Below are 21,092 nucleotides of genomic sequence, written 5' to 3'. Positions count from 1 at the left end.
ATGAGCATAAAAACAGGCGACGGGTTCGGGCCATGGTTCTCGCGGGAAAACGCATCCTTCTCATCATTTCCGGGGGCATCGCGGCCTATAAGAGCCTCGACCTGATCCGGCGGCTGCGCGAACGCGGCGCCACAGTCCGCCCGATCATGACATCGGGGGCACAGGAATTCATCACGCCGCTTGCCGTCGGCGCACTGGCGGCAGACCATGTCTTCACCGACCTGTTTTCCCGACAGGACGAGCAGGATGTCGGCCATATCAGGCTGGCGCGCGACTGCGATCTGGTGCTCATTGCGCCGGCAACGGCCGATCTCTTGGCCAAGATGGCCAATGGCTTGGCGGACGACCTTGCGTCGACCGTACTGCTCGCGACCGATCGGCCGGTGCTCGCAGCGCCTGCCATGAATCCGAAGATGTGGGCGCATCCGGCGACGAAGCGCAATGTCGAGATCTTGAGGGGCGACGGCATCCGTTTCGTCGGGCCGATGTCCGGGGAAATGGCTGAGGGCAAGGAGGCCGGCACCGGCCGCATGGCCGAGCCACTGGAGATCGTTGCTGCCGCCGAAATGCGACTGGACGACGGGGCAAGGCCGCTCGCCGGCAGAAAGGCCGTCGTCACGTCGGGTCCGACGCATGAGCCGATCGACCCCGTGCGCTATATCGCCAACCGGTCCTCCGGCCGGCAAGGCCATGCCATCGCCTCGGCGCTTGCCGCCCTCGGGGCCGACGTCACGCTCGTTTCCGGGCCTGTCTCGATCCCCGATCCGATGGGCATGCATGTTGTTCATGTCGAGCGGGCGGAGGAAATGCGCGATGCCGTGCTTTCAGCCCTTCCGGCCGATATTGCCGTAATGGTCGCGGCTGTTGCCGATTGGCGCGTCGCCTCGGCCGCCGATCAGAAGATCAAGAAACATCCGGGCGAATCCATTCCGACACTGGCGCTCACGGAAAATCCCGACATCCTGAAAACCGTCGGCCATCACACGCAGCGGCCGAAACTCGTCATCGGCTTTGCGGCCGAAACGCAGGATATGGAGGCGAATGCAAGGGCGAAGCTGGAGCGCAAGGGCGCCGACATGATCGTCGCCAACGATGTCTCGCCGGCAACCGGTATCATGGGCGGCACGCGCAACAGCGTGAAACTCATCCGCCATGACGGCGTGGAGCAATGGCCCGATCTCGACAAGGACGAAGTGGCGGCGCGTCTGGCGGCTTTGATTGCCGAACAGTTCAAGCAGGGATAGTGACGGGCGTCTGCGGTCCGGTGGAGGATGCGCGCGTTTCCGGCTGGAAGGGCGTGATGTGAACGCCCATATCGTCGATCAATACGGCGCTGCCATCCGGAATTTCCGTCCAGGCATCGATATCGTCGTTCAGCGGTTCGGAGACGAGGCAATAGCCGATGCCCACGGGCGAGGCGTAAAGCGTCGGCGCCTTGCGATCGGTGGCGTAGCGCACCGCATGCAGCGACTTGCCATCGGAAAAAGCGGCCGTGAAGCGCACCAGCGCCGAGCCGGTCAGATGAACCGACAGGCCCTCGACAAAACCGATGGTTTCCGCGATCGCGGCGAACGGATTGGTTGCAAGGCCGAATTGCAGCGCCAACAGGAACAGAAGCTCGGAATCCGTCGTGCCGCCGCGGGCGTGGAAAAGCTGATCATCGAGCATCGTTTCCATCGGCCGGCGCAAACGGTCAAAATTGGAAATCTGCCCGTTGTGCTGGAAAGACCAGTTCTCGTAGACGAAGGGATGGCAATTGTCGCGCCGCGTGCCGCCGCCGGTTGCGGCGCGGACGTGGGCGAGAAAGAGCGGGGAACGGATCTGCCGCGCCAAGCTCTTGAGATTGCAATCGGACCAAGCCGGAAGGATGTCGCGATAACGGCCCGGCTCCGGCCGATCGCCATACCAGGCAATGCCAAATCCGTCGCCGTTAGTCGCCGTCTTGGCGCGCGTTGCGCAATGGGATTGTTCGATGAGGGAGTGGGCAGGCGAAGACACCAGCTCCTCCAGATAGAGGGGGTCTCCACGATAGGCTGCCCAGCGACACATGCGTCTTTCGCTCCAATTCCCGCTTGCTTCCTGTCCCGCGGGAGAATGTCAAAATCAAGGACGATTGTTTGTGCGGAATAGGTAATAAACTCTTAATCTACCAAGGATTGATGGTTGAAGGTGACAGATTCTTGACACGCCGTCCGATCACATTTCGGCGTCGCAGCATTATTCTTTTGTGACCATGCCTGCTTCGAATCGGCTTTTTCGGCCTCTCGCTGCCTAGCTTGATGAAAATGTCGGCTTGGCCTATATTGCTGGAGTGAGGGGCAGGTTGCAGCCCACCCCTCTTTATTTCGCTGTTAGAAAGCTACCCGGACTTCAAGCTGCCAGCTAGTCCGGGTTTTTCTTATGCGAAACGTGATGCTAAGTGGAACCACATAGCTCACCTCCTTGTTGACGGCGAGGCCGATCGCCACGGTCGAGGTTGCCCATCTTCCCCGCGATCCTGCCCGCTGGCAGGGACAGGCGCTGCTTTCGCTGCCAACTGCGGCAATCAATATCACGCAAAAGTTGAACGAAGCCTTGCGTTTCAATGCGACACGAAGAGTGAAGCCTCTTGCCTTCTGCACTCTTGAATTCAGCAAAATTTGAGTTACGTTAGGCATATCGTCAACGTAACGAAAGGAAGGTGATCCAATGTCTAGTGAGATTTCGGTCCGCGTATCAGGCATGGAAATGGTTGTGAGCGCTGCGAGGCAGTCCTCGCTCTGATCAAGCCTTCCGGAAGCGTTTTGCTTCAGGCCAGTTACGGGCCAAAACTCATGGAAGGGTCGCTTCGCGCGGCCCTTTTTTGCATTTATCGGTTGCCGATATCGCGGCGCTTCGGGCTCTCTTTCCCGGAATAAACGTTTTCGTGTGGTCGTTTTTCTCTTGCCGAACGGAAAGCGCGCCATAGCTAAGCTTCCATGACTTACAAGGAACAGCCCGAACAGGGTGAAGCCGAACCCGCGCCGTCGAATGAGCCGGCGCTCACCGCACTCTCATTGTATCCTGACGAATGGGCGCTGTTCCTCGACATAGACGGAACGCTGCTCGATCTCGCGGAGACCCCGGACGCGATAGTCGTACCTCCGTCCCTGCCCTTTGTGCTTCAGGCGCTCTCCCGCCAGCTCGGCGGCGCGCTGGCGCTGGTGACCGGGCGCGGGGTTGCTTTTGTCGATCCTCTGTTTACTCCCTTCCACTTCTCCGTCGCCGGCCTGCATGGCGCCGAACGGCGCGATGCGGCAGGACGCTTACGGCGCGCGCTGATCCCGCCTGCCTTCCAGGAGATGAAGCGCATGATCGCGCGGGAGGTCGAGGCCTGGCCCGGCGTTCTTGTCGAAGATAAAGGGGCTGCTGTCGCCGTTCACTACCGGCTGGCACCCGAGCGCCAAGCCGACGTCGCCGAAGCGATGCAGCGCTATCTGCAGGAAGCCGGCCCGGACTGGATCCTGCAGCATGGCAAGCTCGTCGTCGAAATTTGCCCCGCGCATGCGAGCAAAGGGCATGCCGTCGAAGCCTTTCTCAACGAGCCTCCCTTCAACGGGCGGCGGCCGCTCGCGATCGGTGACGACGTCACCGACGAGACCATGTTCGCCGTCGCCAACCGCCTCGGCGGTCAATCTGTGCGCGTCGGCCCGCCCAGCGGCAAGACGCTTGCACGCGCATCCATTCCCTCACCCGCGCGTTTAAGAGAGATACTCGCAGCGCTAGCCAAATAATCATTTTTTGGTCATTTCGGCCTACCGCCGCGGCCCTCTCGAAAGGAGCATTCCGTGAGTCGTCTCATCATCGTTTCCAACCGCGTTTCCGTCCCTGACAACCAAGGTGCGGCGGCGGCCGGCGGGCTTGCCGTGGCGCTGCAAGCTGCCCTTGCCGAACGCGGCGGCGTGTGGATGGGCTGGTCGGGCAAATCGAGCGGCGACATCGAGCCCGAACCGCTGGTGCTGACCGAAGACGGCAACATCACCTATGCACTGACCGATCTCACCCAGACCGATGTCGAGGAATATTACCAAGGCTTCGCCAACCGGGTGCTCTGGCCGATCTGCCACTACCGGCTGGACCTGGCCGAATATGGCCGCAAGGAAATGGCCAGCTATTTCCGCGTCAACCGTTTCTTCGCCCATCGGCTGGCGCCGTTGGTCGAACCCGACGATATCATCTGGGTGCATGACTACCACCTCATTCCGCTGGCGGCGGAGCTGAGGCAAATGGGGTTCAAGAACCGCATCGGTTTCTTCCTGCACATTCCCTGGCCGCCGGCCGACGTGCTCTTCACCATGCCGGTGCACGAAGAGATCATGCGAGGCCTCTCCTCCTATGACCTCCTCGGCTTCCAGACGAAATACGATCTCGAAAATTTCGCCGGCTGCCTGAAGCGCGAGGGCATGGGGGTCGAAAACAGCCCTGGCCATTTCAGTGCCCACGGTCACAACTTCCGCGGCGGTGCCTATTCGATCGGCATCGAGACCGCGGCCTTCGCCGCCTTTGCCCGCAAGGCCGCAGCCCACAGCATGGTGCGCAAGGCGCAGCAAAGCATCGAAGGCCGCGACCTGATCATCGGCGTCGACCGGCTCGATTACTCCAAAGGGATCACGCAGCGCATCGACGCATTCGAGCGTTTCATCGTTAACAATCCGGCCCATCAGCGCCGCGTCACCTATCTGCAGATCACGCCGAAATCGCGCTCGGAAGTGCCCGAATACGAGGCGATGCAGCATGCCGTCGCCGAGCAGGCCGGCCGGGTCAACGGCGCGATCGGCACCGTCGACTGGGTGCCGATCCGTTATATCAACCGCTCGATCAGCCGACCGGTGCTGGCCGGCCTCTACCGGCTGGCGAAAGTCGGCCTGGTGACGCCGCTGCGCGACGGCATGAACCTTGTCGCCAAGGAATATGTGGCGGCGCAGGACCCGGACGATCCCGGCGTGCTGGTGCTCTCGCGTTTCGCCGGATCGGCGCGCGAATTAAAGGGCGCGTTGCTGGTCAACCCCTATGACGTCGACGGCACGGCAAATGCCTTGGCGCGGGGCATCAATATGCCGCTGGAAGAACGGCGTGAACGCTGGCGCGGCATGATGGACCATCTGCTGGAAAACGATGTTTCGCGCTGGTGCGATACTTTCCTCGCGGATCTGCGGGCAGAGTGACGGGCACCGGCTACATAGCCGCCGCTTCCCTGACGAGCCATTCCGTCAACTGTTCCGCATGCATGCTCTGCGACTTTGGCGGCAGAAGCCAATAGCCGCGATTCGGTCCTTCCAGCGCCGGGCCGGCGGTCACCAGCATGCGCCCGGCCAGCAGCGAATCCACCAGTCCTATCCAGCCGAGCGCCAATCCCTGCTCACCGATCGCCGCCTGAACGACTAGCGAATAGGTGTTGAACCGCAGATCGCCATGGCCAGCATAGGTGTCGCGGCTGATGCCAAGTGCGGCGAAATAGCTCTTCCAATCGAACCAGGGCGACGGCGTTTCCGTGTCGAGATGCACGAGCGTTGCTTGCGCCAGGCGGCTTGGATCGCTGAAGGGACCGTATTTGTCGACGAAGCCCTGCGTACAGATCGGCGCTACCTTCTCGGGCAACAACAATGCGGCTTCCGGCCCGAACTCCTCCCGTGCTCCGAAGACGACGGCGACGTCGTCGCTTTCCGAATGGCCGCGTTCCTGTCGCTGCGTCGCGACGATCTGAATATCCAGCTCCGGATGAAGGAGACGAAACCGATGCATGCGGGGGATCAGCCATAGCGCCGAGAAGGCATAATCGGTCCGAAGCCGCACTGTCGGCCGCTGCGCCTCGGCGCGAAAGCTGCGCACCAGTGAATCGACGCCGCCGACGGCCTTCTCCACGATCTCGAACAGACGACGACCTTCCGGGGACAGCTCGACACCGCGATGCTGGCGATGAAAGAGCGTCACGCCCATCTGCTCCTCGATCCGCCGGATCTGATAGCTGACCGCCGGCTGGGTCAGCCCGAGGCTTGCCGCCGCGGACGACAGGCTGCCCGAGCGCCCCACCTCGACAAAAATCCGCAGCCATCCGAGGTCTACGGGCCGTTCAGCCATAGAAATTCCTTTTGCCATCCATCGAAAAAAGCCCGCTTCACAGGCCGAATGCTAGTGATGTTCAATAAAATGAGCAAATATAAAGGGAACTGTCATCATGCGAATTTCTACTATCGGCCGGCTTGCTGTCGGCGCGCTCCTTTCTGCATTGTCCTTCGCCGGCATCGCCAGGGCCGATGTCGATTCCTGCCGCACTATCCATCTGTCCGATCCGGGCTGGACCGACATCACCTCGACCAACGGCGTCACGGGCGTGCTGCTCGGCGCGCTCGGCTATGAGCCGGACATCAAGACGCTTTCCGTGCCGATCGGCTATCAATCGATGAAGACCGGCGAAACCGACGTCTTCCTCGGCAATTGGATGCCGGCGCAGAAGGCCTTCGTCGACGACCTCAACAAAGCCAAAGCCATCGAAGTGCTGAACCGCAATCTTCAGGGCGCGAAATTCACCCTCGCCGTTCCGACCTATGTCGCGGACAAGGGCGTCAAGAACTTCGCCGACCTGCAGAAGCATGCCGACGAATTCGACCATAAGATCTACGGCATCGAACCCGGCGCGCCGGCCAATGCCAATATCCAGAAGATGATTGATGCCAACGATTTTGGCCTGAAGGGCTGGGAATTGGTGGAATCGAGCGAGCAGGCGATGCTGTCGCAGGTCGAGCGCGCCGGGAAGGACAAGCAGGCGATCGTTTTCCTCGCCTGGGCGCCGCATCCGATGAATGAGCGTTTCCAGATTGCCTATCTCGCAGGCGGCGACGCCTATTTCGGTCCGGACTACGGCGGCGCACAGGTCTACACGCTGGCACGCACGGGCTGGGCGGCCGCCTGCCCGAACGCGGCGAAATTGTTCCACAATCTGACCTTCGACATCGGCATGGAAAATTCGCTGATGGGTTCGATCCTCGGCGGCGAGGATGCGAAGACGGCGGCAACCGCTTGGCTGAAGGCGCATCCGGAGGCTATGACACCCTGGCTTGCCGGCGTGACGACGATCGACGGCAAGCCCGGTCTCGATGCAGTCAAGGCCGCAGTCGGCCTCTGATCCAGTAAAGGACATCCAACATGGCGCGCCCGAACATCCTTATCCTCATGGTCGATCAGTTGAACGGAACATTGTTTCCCGATGGCCCCGCCGATTTTCTCCATGCACCCGTGCTGAAGGCACTGGCGAAACGCTCCGTGCGCTTCGCCAACAGCTATACGGCAAGCCCGCTCTGCGCGCCGGCGCGGGCGTCCTTCATGTCGGGGCAATTGCCGAGCCGCACCCGCGTCTATGACAATGCCGCCGAGTTTGCCTCCGATATCCCGACCTTCGCACACCATCTGCGGGCAGCGGGCTACCAGACGGCGCTCTCCGGCAAGATGCACTTCGTCGGGCCGGACCAGATGCACGGCTTCGAGGAGCGGCTCACGACCGATATCTATCCCGCCGATTTCGGCTGGACGCCCGACTATACGAAACCGGGCGAGCGCATCGACTGGTGGTATCACAATCTCGGTTCGGTGACCGGGGCCGGCGTCGCCGAGATTACCAACCAGATGGAATATGACGACGAGGTCGCCTATCACGCGACGCGCAAACTGCTCGACCTGTCGCGCGGCCATGATGAAAGGCCGTGGTGCCTGACCGTCAGCTTCACCCATCCGCATGACCCCTACGTCGCCCGCTGCCGCTTCTGGGATCTTTATGAAGACTGCCTGGCACTTGACCCGGACGTTGCGGAAATTCCCTTCGACAGGCAGGACCCGCATTCGCAACGGCTGATGAAGGCGAGCGATCATACCGCCTTCGACATCACACCCGAACAGATTCGCCGGGCGCGCCGCGGCTATTTTGCCAATATTTCCTATGTCGATGAGAAGATCGGCGAAATCCTCGACGCGCTGGAGCGCGGCCGCATGGCCGACAACACCATCGTGCTCTTCGTTTCCGACCATGGTGATATGCTCGGCGAACGCGGGCTGTGGTTCAAGATGAACTTCTTCGAAGGCTCGGCGCGTGTGCCGCTGATGATCGCGGCGCCCGGCTGGAATGCCCGGCGCATCGACCAGCCGGTGTCGACGCTCGACGTGACACCGACGCTTGCCGGCCTTGCCGGGCTCGATATCGCCTCGCTGAAGCAATGGACGGATGGGGAAGACCTTGCTCCCCTCGTTCATGGCACCGGAAGCCGTGGCCCGGTGCCAATGGAATATGCGGCGGAAGGATCGGAAGCGCCGCTCGTCTGCTTGCGCGACGGCCGCTACAAGTTGGCGCTCTGCGACAAGGACCCGCCCCTGCTTTTCGATCTCGACGCCGATCCCAAAGAACTGATCAATCTTGCCGACGATCCGGCGCGCGCCGAAATCCTGGCGCGGCTGACGGCGCAAGCGAAACAGCGCTGGAATCTTTCCACCTTCGACGCCGCCGTGCGCGAAAGCCAGGCGCGGCGATGGGTGGTCTATGCGGCCCTGCGCAACGGTGCCTATTATCCCTGGGACTACCAGCCGCTGCAGAAGGCATCCGAGCGCTATATGCGCAACCATATGGATCTGAACGTCTTGGAGGAGAACCAGCGTTTTCCACGGGGCGAGTAAGGTTTTTGTGGCCGTGATTTTCGGGAGGCGATATGGTCGCGCCGACATATCGGAGAGGTATCCATGAAAATCAGCGCACGTAACCGACTCAAAGGCAAGATCGTCGACATCATCAAGGGTGCCACGACGGCCCATATCCGCATCGATATCGGCAACGGCTCGATCGTCACCTCGTCGATCACCAATGAGGCAGTCGACGAATTGGGACTGACGGTCGGCGCCGATGCCTATGCGGTCATCAAGGCTTCGGATGTCATGGTGGCTGTCGACTGACATCCAAAGTGAGTATGATCTTGTCCGAAAACCGCTTCACACTTTTCGGGATCATGCTTCACGCCTTCTGACAATGATGCGCTGTCTCGCCGTCGCCGGTCTGGAAATCGCCAGATTGCGGCGGCGCGATGGGTTTGAACAAGCTCCGATCCGGCTTCAAGTCGAGCAGCGGCGTCCCATCCAGGCAATCGAGACCGCGCACAAGCAGGATGCCACCTTCGACCGCCTCCAGCTTGACAATGGAGGTGCCGATCGGATTTGGCCGCACCGGCGAGCGCAGCGAGAAAGTACCGTGCACCTTGCCGTTGCTGGCCGGACTCTGCAGCACGAGATCGCGCCGCGAGCGGTCCAGCCAATAGAGGATTTCCAGCCGCTCGAAAGTCTCCACCCCCTTCAGCGCCGGCACCCAGGGCTCGAAAATCTCGATGCGGCAGAGCGGCCCGTCATGCCGCCCCTGACGCGGCGTCTCCATCCGAGAGGTCCACGGTGTCGAAATGCGGCCGATGAAGACAAGACCGGCATCTGTCGCTGCCGGCGGCTCAATCGCCACTTCGTTTTCCCGAATTTCGTTTTCGCGGACCATATTTCCCTCCGAAGCGTTGCGGCGCGATCATCCGCTAAATCCACCTGATAGAATAGCTCGTAAAGCCGTAGCACGGCATGGCGTTATATTCGATAGAATATCGCGAAAGTGCAATTTCCCTGATCGCTGCGCCGCGTCCTGTAATCGGCAATATTAGCCGGCTTTTTGGCCTCTACGGCAGTTGTATTGCCGATGGATAAACTGTCACAAAAATTGTAGGATCATGTGTCTCTAATGCAGAATGCCATCACACCAATCGTGATGAAATGCCGTCTGATGCAATCATTTCGCTCGCGGCGCATGCTTTTCGAAAGCCACATCCAAACAACTCTGAAACCTGGTGGGCGGACCCATGGATATCCTCTTCAAAAGCAGCAGCAACTTCGCCTCTCTTTCCCTTAAGGACCTGGTGGAGGCGCGCGATCTCTTCCACTACCATTTGATGAACAAGAAGAACGTGGTGGCGACCGCGCTGGGTCTTTATAGAATTCGCAAGAGCGATCCCTGGCCCTCCAAGCATGAGGACGCGACGCGCAAGCGTTCTCCGGAGAGCGAGCGACGAACGCTTTTCAACTCGGAAGTACGCCCCTATTCCTGGCCTTGCATCTATGTCTTCGTGTCCAATTGGGAATATGAGAAGGACCTGGCGAAGACGAATCCTTCCGATGTCGTCCCCAAGACGCTCTATCTGCCGGACGGGCGAACCGTGCCGGTCTGTGTCATCGAAGCGCGCAAACAGCAGCTATCCAAGGACCTGAAGATCAAGCTCGACGGCCGGACGCCGCGCAATCTGCTCGCGCCAGGCTCGGCCATCATCAACGAGGATGGTCAGGGCATGACCCGTCTGGCGACCGCGGGCTGCGTCGTGCGCGATAGCGAACGCTATTTCGTGATGACCAATCGGCATGTCGTCGGCGAACCGGGCACCGAGATCAGCGCCTTGCAGACCCATCGCCGCCCCAAGATCGGTGTCAGCGCGAAAAAGGGCCTGGGCCGGCAGGACTTTCGAACGATCTATCCGAATTTCGCCTCGACGAACCAGCGCCTGCTGATGGACGTGGGATTGGTGGAACTTGATAACATCCTGCAATGGAAAACCGAGTTTCCGGGCATCGCGCCCATCGGCCCGGTGCTGGACCTTTACGACAACAGCTTCAGCCTCAAGCTGATCACCATGAAAGTGATTGGCCAGTCCGCGGTCACCGGCACCATCAGAGGCGAAATCCACGGCCTGTTCTATCGTTACAAGGCGATGGGCGGATCGGAATATATCAGCGATTTCCTGATCGGCCCGGAGACCTATGGCATCGACAAGGAACGCCTGAAGACTGAGGAGGATGCGGAAGCGCGCAATCCGGCGGAGAATATCAGTCTCGGCGTTCATCATGGCGATTCCGGCACAGCTCTCTTCATCGAGCATGTTGAAAAGACCGACAGCGAGGATACAAAGGCCGTTAAAAAGATCAGCTATTATCCGTTCGCGCTGTTGTGGGGGAAAGAAGAGTTCTTCGAAGACGGTGAAAGCCTGTCCCAGCCCTATGCGCTCGCCACATCCCTCAGCACGGCGCTCGATCACCTGGATCTTGATTTCGTACGCGACATCAATCTGGATCAAGATTTCATCTGGGGATGGGTTGGACACTATATTATCGGCCGCTCCCTGCCCTTGTCCGCAGATCTCGTGACATCACAGAAGCTGCAAGGGTTCCTCGACAATAATCTCGATCTCTTGGCGCTCACGCCGGACGCTGCGCTCGGCAACGATCCGCGCGTTCTCGAAAAGGACGATGACGAGGTTCATTTCGTGCCGCTGGCCGACGTTCCCGACAATGTCTGGAAAAGCAATGTCAATTTCATCATGGTGGAAGGGCCCGACGGCAAGAAGCAGCGCAAGGTTGGACCCGGCAGTCGCGGACAGAACGACAATCCGAACCATTTTGCCGATCTGGATCTCCCCTATGAGAATGGCGAGACGTTTCTCGCTCTCAATCAATCCGCGCCGGACACCTACCTCAATCCTAAAGCCTGGATCGACTATTTTGCCGAGATAGAGCCCCAATATGACGCCTGGGCGCAATTGCTCGATCCCAATGCCGACCTGCGCAACAAACATTGGGGAGCTTTGCCCTTCAGAGTTCACCAGCTATTCGACATCATGGTGAAGGCGGCCAGGGATGGCGATGCGGCGATGTTTCTTTGTGCCGGCGGCGTCCTCATCCACTATATGGGCGATGCCTGCCAGCCGCTGCACACTTCCTATCTCTCGCAGGGCGATCCGGCCAAGGTTGTCCCGCGCCCGCGATCCAGCAAAATGAAACTGGAAGCCGATGGCGTGCATGTGGGCTACGAAGACGACATGATCGCCTATGGTTATCAGCAGAAGAATCTCGGCGCGGAACTCGCACAGCGCATTACGGATCTTGCCGCCGAGCCGATGCCGCCCATCACCGATGGCTATGAGGCCAGCAAGGCGGTCATAGCTCTCATCAGCGCGACGCAAAGAGATATAGCGCCGCGGGATATCGTCGACAAATGGGTTGAGCTCATAGGCAAACCAGCCAAGGAGAAGGCGGCGGCGATGTGGGATGACTTCGGTGACCGCACCATCACCTGCATGGCGCGCGGCACCCGCTATCTGGCGAAGATCTGGCAGGCCGCCTGGGAGCAAGGCAATGGCGACGCCAATATCCAGGCAGCCGCCGCCATCACCGAGGCGGCCATCATGGCACTCTACAACGATCCAGATAAGATGCCATCGGTAGCGCTCGACCGATATCCGGACGATCGGAATTCCGATTGGTCACACGGAAAGTGCAGGCATAGAGCACTGCCGTCGTGTTGGCAAAGAACCGATATCACGCCGCCTTGACGGCGTGATATTCCTTGATGGCGACCATCTTGATAGCCGGATAACGTTCAGATTCGTAGCGCAGCGAAAAGCCGTCCTGGGCGAGGAAGACCGGATCGCCGTCGAGGTCGCGGGCGATATCGCCGCGGCGGGCGGTGACAAACTTGTCGAGATCGCCGGTCTGATCGGCGGAAATCCAGCGGCAGACGGAGAAGCGCGACATTTCGAAGGAGACCGGCAGGCCGTATTCGGCCATCAGCCGCTCTTTCAAGACGTCGAGCTGCAGTGCGCCGACGACGCCGACGATAGCGGGCGAGCCATCTTCCGGCGAGAAGAGCTGCACGACGCCCTCTTCGGCCATCTGCTGCAGCGCTTCTTTCAGCTTCTTTGCCTTCATCGCGTCTTCAAGACGAACGCGGCGCAAGATTTCCGGCGAGAAATTCGGTACGCCTTGGAAGACGAGGGATTCGCCTTCCGTCAGCGTATCGCCAATGCGCAGCGTACCATGATTGGGAATGCCGACGACGTCGCCGGCATAGGCGGTATCGGCGAGCTGACGCTGCGAGGCGAAGAAGAATTGCGGTGCGGTCAAACCAAGCTGCTTGCCGGTGCGCGACAGCCGGGCCTTCATGCCACGCTCCAGCTTGCCGGAGCAGATGCGCGCAAACGCGATACGGTCGCGATGGTTCGGGTCCATGTTCGCCTGGATCTTGAAGACAAAGGCCGTCATCTTGTCGTCAGTCGCCTGCACGGTCCTGATATCGGCGACCTGATCGCGCGGCGGCGGCGCGAAAGCGCCGAGCGCGTTGATGAGATCGCGCACACCGAAATTGCGAAGAGCCGAGCCGAAGAACACCGGCGTCATGTGACCTTCCAGGAAGGATTCCCGGTCGAAGGGACGGCAGGCTTCGATAGCAAGCTCGGTCTCGTCGATGAAGGCTTGCCGTTCATTTTCCGGTAGACGGTCGGCGACGGCCTGCGGGCCATTGACCCGGGCAGCCTCTACTTCTGTGTCGGAGCCGCGGACGGTATTATCAGCCAGATGATAGGAGCCGCAGAAGGTCTTCGACCGGCCGATTGGCCAGGTGACCGGGGCGGTGTCCAGCGCCAGCTTCTCTTCCACTTCATCGAGAATTTCGAAGGGGTCGCGGCTTTCGCGGTCCATCTTGTTGATGAAGGTAATGATCGGGATATCGCGCATGCGGCAGACTTCGAACAGCTTCAGCGTCCGCGGCTCGATGCCCTTGGCAGCATCGATGACCATGACGGCGGCGTCGACCGCGGTCAGCGTGCGATAGGTGTCGTCGGCGAAGTCTTCGTGACCGGGCGTATCGAGAATGTTGAAGACGTTGCCGTCATACTCGAAGGTCATGACCGAGGTCACGACCGAGATGCCGCGCTCGCGCTCGATCTTCATCCAGTCGGACCGCGTCTGCATGCGATCCTTCTTTGCCTTGACCTCACCGGCAAGCTGAATGGCGCCGCCGAACAGCAGCAGCTTTTCGGTGAGCGTCGTCTTGCCCGCGTCCGGGTGGGCGATAATAGCGAATGTGCGGCGGCGGGAGACCGCCTCGGCGAGACTTTCGGCCATGCTTGTGAAATCCTGTGAATTGCGGCTGTATCTAGCGATTCAAAGACGGGATTGCAATTGACCTCAGCGATTCCAGCACAAACTAATGCCGCATGACCATTCACACCGATACGCGCCCGACGCTGAACCTCATCCGCTTGGCCCATGGCCAAGGCCTCGATTTGCCCGCCTATGAGACCAAAGGCGCGGCCGGCATGGACCTGCGCGCGGCCGTCGAGGAAGGCGCGACGCTGACGCTCGCGCCCGGCAAACGGGCGCTGGTGCCGACCGGTTTCATCTTCGAGATTCCCGATGGTTTCGAAGCCCAGATCCGCCCCCGCTCCGGCCTCGCCTTCAAGCACGGCATAACCTGCCTCAACACGCCTGGCACGATCGACAGCGACTACCGCGGCGAAGTGAAGGTGCTGCTGATCAATCTTGGCGACGAGCCGTTCGACATCACCCGCGGCATGCGCATCGCGCAGATGGTGATCGCGCCGGTAACGCAGGCGCGTGTCGCGGAAATCGCCCACGTCAGCGAAACGACGCGCGGCGCCGGCGGCTTCGGCTCTACCGGCGTGTGACGGCGGAATTTTAGCGGGAGAGCGGCGGCAGGCGCCGTTTGACCGGGGTCGCCTTGATCATCGACGTGTTCGTCTCGGCGCGCTCGGCGATCTTGTCCAGGATGCCGTCCAGTTCGCCCATCGAGCGCACCACAAGGCGGCCGATGAAGCAGTCGTCGCCGGTGACCTTGTCGCATTCGATGAATTCCGGTGTCTCCTGGATGATACGCTCGACCACATGCAATTGACCGGGCAGCGGCCGGATGCGCACGATCGCCTGCAGGGGATAGCCGATCACCTCCGGCGCGATATCCACGGTGAAGGCCGCGATGACACCGCGCTCCTCCAGCCGGCGCAGCCGCTCGGCAGCGCTTGGCGAGGATAATCCAGCGACTTCAGCCAGCTCCTTCAACGAAATCCGGGCATTGCGGGCCAGGGCCTCCAGCATACGCTGGTCGATCGCGTCGAGCTCTATGGCAGCATTAGGCGCACCCATATTTCCACCTCATATAATTAGGCGCTCTATCCACTACTGTTTATTCAGATTATATCATCCGCTTCCTTCCCGCAATATTATCAGGCTCCGGAAAACGGGAAGCCCGACAATGAACGAGATAAGACGCGGAACAGCGGAAATGACAGCAGCAATGCTGATTTCAGGGACGATCGGCTGGTTCGTGCTGATGTCGGGGCAGCCTGTTACTGGCGTCGTCTTCTGGCGCTGCCTGTTTGGTGCACTCACGCTTCTTGTTGTCTGCGGAGCCATGGGTCTGTTGCGCCCCGGCATTCTCAGCCTCAGGACCTTTGCGATCGCCGTTGCCGGCGGTATCGCTATCGTCCTCAATTGGCTGCTGCTTTTCGCTGCCTATTCGCATGCCTCCATCTCGATCGCGACAACGGTCTACAATACGCAACCATTCATGCTGCTCGGCCTCGGCGCGCTGTTTCTCGGCGAAAAGATCACGCTCACCAAGCTTTTCTGGCTGGGTCTCGCCTTTGCCGGCATGGCTGTCATCGTCGAAGGCAAACCCGCGGAGACGGCGGGCATCGGCAGCTATGCCATCGGCATCCTGCTTTCGCTCGGCGCCGCTTTCTTCTATGCGTTGGCCGCTCTGGCCGCCAAATGGCTGAAGGGCACGCCGCCGCATTTGATCGCCCTGATCCAGGTTTCGACCGGCATTCTGATGCTTGCGCCCTTCGCCGATTTCTCGGCTCTGCCGCGGGACGCAGGCGGATGGTCCATTCTGATGACGATGGGCATCGTCCACACCGGCTTGATGTATGTGCTGCTCTACGGCGCGATCCAGAAGCTGCCGACGCATCTGACCGGCGCGCTGTCCTTCATTTATCCGATCGCCGCCATCGTGGTCGATCGCTTCGCCTTCGGGCATGTGCTCGGCATGGCGCAGATCATCGGCGCTGTGATCATTTTGGCCGCGGCGGCCGGCATGAACCTCGGCTGGACGATTACCTTGCCGCGTCCTAAAAGCGATGATCTTTCAAAGGAAGCCGCCGAATGATCACCTGCTATCTTCGCTATACGATCGATCCTTACAAGCTTGCGGAATTCGAACATTACGCGAAACTCTGGATCCCGCTGGTCAACCGGCTCGGTGGCACGCATCACGGCTATTTCCTGCCGCACGAGGGCGCCAACAATATCGCACTGGCGCTCTTCAGCTTCCCGAGCCTTGCTGCCTACGAGGGCTACCGGCAGGCGATGGCCGAGGATGCCGAATGCCGCGCCGCCTTTGCCTATGCGGAGGAGACGCGTTGCATTGTCAGCTATGAACGCAGCTTCATGCGGCCCGTGTTCTGATCAGCGCTGCGCCTCGAAGGCCATGCGCATGGCGAGCCCGGCCAAGACCGTGCCCATCAGCCAGCGCTGCACCAGCATGAAGGACGGACGGCTTGAGAAGAACAGCGCGACGGAGCCGGCCGTCAGCGCGATGATGGAGTTGAGCGTCACGCTGACGGCAATGTGGGTAAAGCCGAAAATGACGGATTGGTTGAAGACGCTGCCGATCGTGGGATCGATAAACTGCGGCAACAGCGAGAGATAAAGGACCGCGACCTTCGGGTTCAGCAGGCTGGTCACCAGGCCCATGCCGAAGAGTTTGCGCGGTCCATCCTTCGGGAGATCGCGGACCTGGAAGGCCGAACGGCCGCCCGGCCTCAGCGCATTCCAAGCAAGCCAAGCGAGATAGGCGGCACCGGCAAGACGCAGCGCGTCATAGGCAAAGGGCACGGCGAACAAGAAGGCCGTGATGCCGAGCGCGGCCGAAAGCATGTAGAAGACGAAACCGAGCGCCACACCGCCGAGCGAGATCAGCCCGGCCCCCGGCCCCTGCGAGATCGATCGCGACACCAGATAAATCATGTTCGGCCCGGGCGTCAGCACCATTCCGGCAGCGATCAGGGCAAAGGTGATGATACTGGCGAGATGCGGCATGGAGGTCTCCGGGGGGGAATTCAGAAGGCGATTTGGGCGGTCGGGATAAGCTTGATCTCATGCGGGCCGGCATCGAAGCCGTCCAGCAGCATATTATGATGAGCGATGATCGCCTCGAATGTCAGCTTGCCCATATCGGCGGTGGTATGACCGTCCGAGAGCAGCGTCACATCGAAGCCGAGCGAAACCGCGCGTCGTGCAGTCGTGTCGACGCAGAATTGCGTCATGCAGCCGCCGATGACGAGATGGGTGATCCTCTTTGCGCGCAAGCGCGCCTCGAGATCGGTCTCGAAGAAGGAATCGCAGCTCGTTTTATGCACGACCACATCGCCGGCTTCCGGTGCGATTTCGCGGCGCAACTGCCAGCCTTCGCCGCGCTTTGCCAGGCGATGCGTTCCCTGGCCATCATGCTGGACGATGAAGGAAGGAATTCCGGCGGCGCGGGCCTTTCGCTTCAATTCCGCAAGCCTGGCTACGACCGCCTCCAGAGCGGCGTCGATCGCTGGTTGGCGCTCTGGCGAGCCGAGGCCGCTCAAAATGGCATTCTGAAGGTCGATCAGGAGCAATGCGGACGACATGGGAGCCTTATGCAACACGGTTTCGACGGGCCGTTACCCTTGGTAGTATGTTCGCGCCGTTTGCGCAATCGCTTGAAAACGCAAGAGTGCTGCGATACAGCAATTGCCTATTCCTGGAGGATCGCACCATGACGCTTGCAGCCCTGCTCGCCTATAGCGGCGCGCTTTTCATCGCCGCCGCGATTCCCGGGCCGGGCATCACCGCGATTGTTGCCCGCGCTCTCGGCTCCGGCTTCCGGGAGACCTTTTTCATGGGTCTCGGGCTCGTGCTCGGCGATATGATCTACCTGACAGCGGTCATTCTCGGCCTAGCCTTCGTGGCGCAGACCTTTACGGAGATCTTCATCGTCATCAAGATTGCCGGTGCGCTTTATCTCGGCTATATCGCCTGGAAGCTCTGGACCGCTGGGCTGCTCTCCACCGATGTCGCAGCGAAAAAATCGATGAGCGCCGGCATGTCCTTCCTCTCCGGTCTTCTGGTGACCCTTGGCAACCCGAAGGTCATGTTATTTTACGTGGCGCTCGTGCCAACCCTGATCGACATCGGCAGCATCGGGCTTCGCGAATATGCCACGCTGCTTGCGGCGACCTTCATCGTGCTGTTGGTGGTGCTGATCCCCTATATGCTGCTCGCTTCCCGGGCCCGCACCTTCCTTAAGAGGCCAAAAGCGCTGCAGATTTTGAACCGGGTCGCCGCCAGCATTCTCGCCGGCACGGCTGCCTTCATCGCTGCCCGCGCGGCCTGAAAAAACCTTTCTCGGCACAACGACGCGGGAGATTCTTTTCCCACGGTAGAGGATCGGCAGAGTGATCCCAGACTGGTTTCCGCCGACGTTTAATCCTATTGTGCCTGTACAATTCCAATGGAGGGAGAGCTACCCATGTCCGACACCCGCAAACCAGGCCGCGGCCGCGTCTATGCCTCGATCACCGACACCATCGGTGACACGCCGATCGTGCGTCTCGACAAGCTGGCCAAGGAGAAGGGCGTCAAGGCCAATTTGCTGGCGAAGCTCGAGTTCTTCAACCCGATCGCTTCCGTCAAGGACCGTATCGGCGTTGCCATGATCGAGAGCCTTGAAGCACAGGGCAAGATCACCCCCGGCAAAAGCGTGCTGATCGAGCCGACCTCCGGCAATACAGGCATAGCACTCGCTTTCGCCGCCGCCGCTAAGGGCTACCGGCTGATCCTCACCATGCCGGAGACGATGTCGATCGAGCGCCGCAAGATGCTGCTGCTGCTCGGTGCCGAGCTGGTGCTGACCGAGGGTCCGAAGGGCATGAAGGGCGCGATCGCCAAGGCCGAGGAACTGGCATCGACGCTGCCCGACGCGATCATCCCGCAGCAGTTCGAAAACCCGGCCAACCCGGAAATCCACCGCAAGACGACAGCAGAGGAAATCTGGAACGATACGGACGGCCAAGTCGATATCCTCGTGTCCGGCATCGGTACCGGTGGCACGATCACCGGCGTCGGCCAGGTGTTGAAAGCCCGCAATTCGAATATCAAGGTCATCGCCGTCGAGCCGGCTGACTCGCCTATCCTCTCCGGCGGCAATCCGGGTCCCCACAAGATCCAGGGCATCGGCGCCGGCTTCGCCCCGAAGATTCTCGATACGCATATCTATGACGAAGTCGTCACCGTCACCAATGACGAAGCTTTCCAGCATGCACGCCACATCGCCAAGCTCGAAGGCGTGCCAGTCGGCATCTCCTCCGGTGCGGCCCTGGCGGCTGCAATTAAGATCGGCCAGCGTCCCGAAAACGAAGGCAAGAATATCGTCATCATCATCCCCTCCTTCGCCGAGCGCTATCTCTCGACGGCGCTGTTCGAAGGGCTGGGCGGCTGACACGGTCAGCTTCGATCGTCAGGGATTCAAAGGGCGCTGCGGTGCCCTTTGTCATTTCAGCCGTTTGCGCTTACGCCGCAGCGGTCAGCCGTTCGCCGGCAATGCGGTAGGAAATGGCTTCTGCGAGGTGGATGCGCCCGACGGTTTGCTTGTCGTCGAGATCGGCGAGCGTGCGGGCCACTTTCAGTACGCGATGATAGCCGCGGGCGGAAAACTTCATCTTCTCGGCCGCGTCGCGCAGCAATTGCAGGCCGGCGGCGTCCGGCTCGGCGATCGTTTCGATCATCGATGTCGAGCAGCGGGCATTGGTGGAAATTCCCTTCATCCCGGCAGCCTCGAAGCGTTCGCGCTGCCGCTCGCGGGCACGGGCGACACGAAGCGCGACATCGGCGCTCTTTTCGGCCGTCGTCGGGCGGATGAGATCGGCCGCAGAGACGGCGGGCACGTCGAGGCGGATATCGATGCGGTCCAACAGCGGTCCGGAAATCCGGCCCTGATAATCCGCGACGCAGCGCGGGCCGCGGGCGCAGGTGTGACCCGGCTCGCCGGCCATGCCGCAACGGCAGGGATTCATCGCTGCAACCAATTGAATGCTCGCCGGATAGGAAACGCGATGATTGGCCCTGGCGATGACGCATTCGCCCGATTCCAGCGGCTGGCGCAGCGCGTCCAGCGCCTGCGGCGAAAACTCGGGCAATTCATCGAGAAAAAGGACGCCGTGATGGGCAAGCGAGACCTCGCCCGGGCGGGCACGCAAGCCGCCGCCGACCAGCGCCGCCATGGTGGCGGAGTGATGCGGCGTGCGATAGGGCCGGCGGTCGGAGAGCTTTCCGCCCGAAAGCTGACCGGCAACGGAATGGATCATCGACACTTCCAGCAGCTCCGCCGTCGACAATGGCGGCAGAATGGATGGCAGGCGCGAGGCCAGCATCGACTTGCCGGAGCCGGGCGGGCCGACGAAAAGCAGATTATGTCCCCCGGCCGCCGCCACTTCCAGCGCCCGCTTGGCGCTTTCCTGGCCCTTGATATCGGCGAGATCGGGGACGTTGGCGGCATTGGCGCGGATCGCCGGTTCGGGGCGTGACAGAACCTGGGTGCCGCGGAAATGATTGGCGAGCGCGATCAGGCTGCGCGGCGCGAGAATATCGATGTCGGCGCCGGCCCAGGCGGCCTCAGGACCGCTTTCGGACGGGCATATCAGCCCCTTGCCGATGGCATTGGCGGCGATCGCGGCCGGCAGCGCGCCAGCGACCGGCGCGATCGTGCCATCGAGGTTGAGCTCGCCGATGACGGTGTAGGCCGCAAGCGCATCCGCCGGGATGGCGCCCAGCGCCGCCATCAGCCCAAGCGCGATCGGAAGATCGAAATGGCTGCCCTCCTTGGGCAGGTCCGCGGGTGCGAGATTGACCGTGACCTTCTTCGGCGGCAGCGACAGGCCAGAGGCATGAAGAGCTGCCTGCACCCGTTCGCGGCTTTCGGCCACGGCCTTGTCCGGCAGACCGACGATATGCATCAGCACCTTGCCCGGGGAAATCATCACCTGCACTTCGACAGGAACGCCCTCAATGCCTTGAAACGCAATCGTGCTGACGCGCGCTACCATCCCCGCCCTCTTTTAACTCGTTTACCGTTATCAATTTTTCATAACAGACTATGGGTTGCATAGTGGCAGAAAACATGGAATAAAACAAGAACAATA

The 21,092-nt window shown here is 60.8% G+C and carries 21 protein-coding genes; 12 read left to right on the top strand and 9 right to left on the bottom strand.

The features are described from left to right. Positions 1–32 precede the first annotated feature (32 nt). Positions 33–1,244: a bifunctional phosphopantothenoylcysteine decarboxylase/phosphopantothenate--cysteine ligase CoaBC gene (gene coaBC / locus NXC24_RS02045; RefSeq protein ID WP_104821777.1), complete on the top strand. Its 1,212-nt coding sequence runs from the start codon at positions 33–35 to the stop codon at positions 1,242–1,244. Here coaBC and NXC24_RS02040 read toward each other — a convergent pair. Continuing rightward, positions 1,231–2,049, bottom strand: a complete 819-nt coding sequence (locus tag NXC24_RS02040; RefSeq protein ID WP_104821776.1) for a class II glutamine amidotransferase — start codon at positions 2,047–2,049, stop codon at positions 1,231–1,233. The genes coaBC and NXC24_RS02040 overlap by 14 nt on opposite strands. Positions 2,050–2,351: 302 nt before the next feature. Further along, the gene (locus tag NXC24_RS34995) at positions 2,352–2,945 is read right to left on the bottom strand and encodes a hypothetical protein (protein WP_158704414.1); all 594 of its coding nucleotides are present in this window, start codon (positions 2,943–2,945) and stop codon (positions 2,352–2,354) included. 12 nt (positions 2,946–2,957) lie between these two features. Between NXC24_RS34995 and otsB the strand changes: the two genes are divergently transcribed. Together otsB and otsA are read left to right on the top strand one after the other, a co-directional pair. Beyond that, on the top strand, positions 2,958–3,752 hold the full coding sequence (gene otsB / locus NXC24_RS02030; RefSeq protein ID WP_104821774.1) for a trehalose-phosphatase: 795 nt from the start codon (positions 2,958–2,960) through the stop codon (positions 3,750–3,752). A gap of 54 nt (positions 3,753–3,806) precedes the next feature. Then, positions 3,807–5,183, top strand: coding sequence for an alpha,alpha-trehalose-phosphate synthase (UDP-forming) (gene otsA, locus NXC24_RS02025; protein ID WP_104821773.1), 1,377 nt, complete (start codon positions 3,807–3,809; stop codon positions 5,181–5,183). 10 nt (positions 5,184–5,193) lie between these two features. Here the strand turns inward: otsA and NXC24_RS02020 are convergent, their stop codons facing one another. Then, positions 5,194–6,096 carry a LysR family transcriptional regulator gene (locus NXC24_RS02020; RefSeq protein WP_104821772.1) on the bottom strand — a complete coding sequence of 301 codons (903 nt, stop codon included), beginning with the start codon at positions 6,094–6,096 and terminating at the stop codon, positions 5,194–5,196. 94 nt (positions 6,097–6,190) lie between these two features. Here NXC24_RS02020 and NXC24_RS02015 point away from each other — a divergent pair, with 94 nt between their 5' ends. The 3 genes from NXC24_RS02015 to NXC24_RS02005 all read left to right on the top strand — a co-directional run bounded on the left by NXC24_RS02015 (position 6,191) and on the right by NXC24_RS02005 (position 8,949). Continuing rightward, complete coding sequence (locus NXC24_RS02015) at positions 6,191–7,141, top strand: choline ABC transporter substrate-binding protein (protein WP_104821771.1); 951 nt, start codon at positions 6,191–6,193, stop codon at positions 7,139–7,141. Between the two features lie 20 nt (positions 7,142–7,161). Then, on the top strand, positions 7,162–8,676 hold the full coding sequence (gene betC / locus NXC24_RS02010) for a choline-sulfatase (RefSeq protein ID WP_104821770.1): 1,515 nt from the start codon (positions 7,162–7,164) through the stop codon (positions 8,674–8,676). 63 nt (positions 8,677–8,739) lie between these two features. Then, on the top strand, positions 8,740–8,949 hold the full coding sequence (locus NXC24_RS02005; RefSeq protein ID WP_104821769.1) for a molybdopterin-binding protein: 210 nt from the start codon (positions 8,740–8,742) through the stop codon (positions 8,947–8,949). A 58-nt stretch (positions 8,950–9,007) separates the two neighbouring features. On the opposite strand, the gene tsaA is transcribed toward NXC24_RS02005, so the two are convergent. Beyond that, positions 9,008–9,532 carry a tRNA (N6-threonylcarbamoyladenosine(37)-N6)-methyltransferase TrmO gene (gene tsaA / locus NXC24_RS02000; protein ID WP_104821768.1) on the bottom strand — a complete coding sequence of 175 codons (525 nt, stop codon included), beginning with the start codon at positions 9,530–9,532 and terminating at the stop codon, positions 9,008–9,010. 352 nt (positions 9,533–9,884) lie between these two features. Between tsaA and NXC24_RS01995 the strand changes: the two genes are divergently transcribed. Further along, a complete protein-coding gene (locus NXC24_RS01995) occupies positions 9,885–12,401 on the top strand; it encodes a hypothetical protein (RefSeq protein ID WP_104821767.1) in 2,517 nt (838 codons plus the stop codon). On the opposite strand, the gene NXC24_RS01990 is transcribed toward NXC24_RS01995, so the two are convergent. Beyond that, positions 12,388–13,971, bottom strand: coding sequence for a peptide chain release factor 3 (locus tag NXC24_RS01990; protein ID WP_104821766.1), 1,584 nt, complete (start codon positions 13,969–13,971; stop codon positions 12,388–12,390). The genes NXC24_RS01995 and NXC24_RS01990 overlap by 14 nt on opposite strands. A 92-nt stretch (positions 13,972–14,063) precedes the next feature. Here NXC24_RS01990 and dut point away from each other — a divergent pair, with 92 nt between their 5' ends. After that, positions 14,064–14,534, top strand: a complete 471-nt coding sequence (gene dut, locus NXC24_RS01985; RefSeq protein WP_104821765.1) for a dUTP diphosphatase — start codon at positions 14,064–14,066, stop codon at positions 14,532–14,534. A 10-nt stretch (positions 14,535–14,544) separates the two neighbouring features. Here the strand turns inward: dut and NXC24_RS01980 are convergent, their stop codons facing one another. Then, positions 14,545–15,009 carry an Lrp/AsnC family transcriptional regulator gene (locus tag NXC24_RS01980; protein ID WP_104821764.1) on the bottom strand — a complete coding sequence of 155 codons (465 nt, stop codon included), beginning with the start codon at positions 15,007–15,009 and terminating at the stop codon, positions 14,545–14,547. A gap of 109 nt (positions 15,010–15,118) precedes the next feature. On the opposite strand from NXC24_RS01980, the gene NXC24_RS01975 reads away from it, so the two are divergent. Together NXC24_RS01975 and NXC24_RS01970 are read left to right on the top strand one after the other, a co-directional pair. Next, a complete protein-coding gene (locus tag NXC24_RS01975; protein ID WP_104821763.1) occupies positions 15,119–16,033 on the top strand; it encodes a DMT family transporter in 915 nt (304 codons plus the stop codon). Further along, positions 16,030–16,332: an NIPSNAP family protein gene (locus NXC24_RS01970; RefSeq protein WP_104821762.1), complete on the top strand. Its 303-nt coding sequence runs from the start codon at positions 16,030–16,032 to the stop codon at positions 16,330–16,332. The genes NXC24_RS01975 and NXC24_RS01970 overlap by 4 nt, the downstream gene beginning before the upstream one ends. On the opposite strand, the gene NXC24_RS01965 is transcribed toward NXC24_RS01970, so the two are convergent. Both NXC24_RS01965 and NXC24_RS01960 read right to left on the bottom strand, forming a co-directional pair. Beyond that, positions 16,333–16,965: a LysE family translocator gene (locus NXC24_RS01965; protein WP_104821761.1), complete on the bottom strand. Its 633-nt coding sequence runs from the start codon at positions 16,963–16,965 to the stop codon at positions 16,333–16,335. Between the two features lie 20 nt (positions 16,966–16,985). Further along, positions 16,986–17,543: a cysteine hydrolase family protein gene (locus NXC24_RS01960; RefSeq protein ID WP_104821760.1), complete on the bottom strand. Its 558-nt coding sequence runs from the start codon at positions 17,541–17,543 to the stop codon at positions 16,986–16,988. Positions 17,544–17,671: 128 nt separating this feature from the next. Between NXC24_RS01960 and NXC24_RS01955 the strand changes: the two genes are divergently transcribed. Continuing rightward, entirely contained in the window at positions 17,672–18,289 is a 618-nt protein-coding gene (locus tag NXC24_RS01955) for a LysE family translocator (RefSeq protein ID WP_104824963.1), read from the top strand. Between the two features lie 135 nt (positions 18,290–18,424). Beyond that, positions 18,425–19,393, top strand: coding sequence for a cysteine synthase A (gene cysK / locus NXC24_RS01950; RefSeq protein WP_104821759.1), 969 nt, complete (start codon positions 18,425–18,427; stop codon positions 19,391–19,393). Between the two features lie 70 nt (positions 19,394–19,463). Here the strand turns inward: cysK and NXC24_RS01945 are convergent, their stop codons facing one another. Next, on the bottom strand, positions 19,464–20,996 hold the full coding sequence (locus NXC24_RS01945) for a YifB family Mg chelatase-like AAA ATPase (protein WP_104821758.1): 1,533 nt from the start codon (positions 20,994–20,996) through the stop codon (positions 19,464–19,466). Positions 20,997–21,092: the final 96 nt, after the last annotated feature.

The sequence above is a fragment of the Rhizobium sp. NXC24 genome (genome assembly GCF_002944315.1).
Lineage (GTDB): Bacteria > Pseudomonadota > Alphaproteobacteria > Rhizobiales > Rhizobiaceae > Rhizobium.
Note: the sequence above shows the minus strand (reverse complement) of the source record. Positions and strands in the feature narration are given on the sequence as shown.